We start from the raw sequence: 905 nt of genomic DNA, 5'->3' as shown, positions 1-905 counted from the left end.
ACGCAATCCAATTACAATATTGGCTTAGTCATGCACTTATTAAATCATTCCAGTGAAGCCATGACTTTAGCTTATTTAGGCTTAGACCAAGCCAGTACCGAAACTATGTTAGATCAAATTGATTTTGGTTAGTTTTATTTGGATTTTTAGTTGTTGCCGAAGGCAACTTCTGAGACAGATTTTAAGCACAAAACCTCCACTAATTTTTGGTGGAGTGTAAGTGCGCATTAAACTCATTTCATTCCGTTTAATGACGCTAAAAAATAGCTAACTTGATCATTGAAATAAAAGGTTTTTTTAGTTCAATGCGCACTTATACGTCAACTAACTTTGACGTGTTCCGATACCCCCAAAAATTGTATTAGATTTCGCTGCGCTCAAACAAATCTTTTTAATTGCTTTACACCGTTTTTCTTTCTAAACTTAATCACAATCTTTGAATAACTAACTATAAAAAGATGCCTTTAATTTAAACCTGAAATAATTAGCTAATGTTAGGAGTAACTCAGATGGACGAAAAGAAAGTATTAAAGCCAATTGATGAAATGCTTGCTGATCCTTGGCAAGTTGATATTTAAGAATTGTTTGAAGCTTTTGTTAATGAACCTGATGAGATCAAACAGAATTTGTATAATTCCTTGTACACTTACATTTTGAAAAAAAGACAAGAAGATATTATTAATCGTCCTGGCTTTGTTATTTAGCCCTCTAAAAAGCCGCTGAGGGCTTTTTATTTTGGCTTTGGTATAAATTATATAAATAGCCTTAAAATCGCTGAGAACAAAAAATAAGGCCCTTAAAAAGTGACATAGCAGTTAAATCTTTATCAAGTTTTAGAAAAGCTAACTATTTGCTGTCAATGGTAGCGGACGAGCAAAGCGTGGGAGCATAAGGAATTGACAGCT

At 33.3% G+C, this 905-nt stretch carries 2 pseudogenes; both read left to right on the top strand.

The annotated features are described in order from the left end of the window. A pseudogene (locus tag FC88_RS07940) lies at nt 1-132 on the top strand (site-specific integrase); the annotation flags it as partial. 359 nt (nt 133-491) lie between these two features. Further along, nucleotides 492-704 (top strand): annotated as a pseudogene (locus tag FC88_RS07935) (hypothetical protein). Nucleotides 705-905 lie beyond the last annotated feature (201 nt).

It is taken from the genome of Companilactobacillus futsaii JCM 17355 (genome assembly GCF_001435505.1).
GTDB lineage: Bacteria > Bacillota > Bacilli > Lactobacillales > Lactobacillaceae > Companilactobacillus > Companilactobacillus futsaii.
The sequence above is the reverse complement of the archived record's forward strand: the minus strand, read 5'-3'. Positions and strand labels throughout refer to the sequence as shown.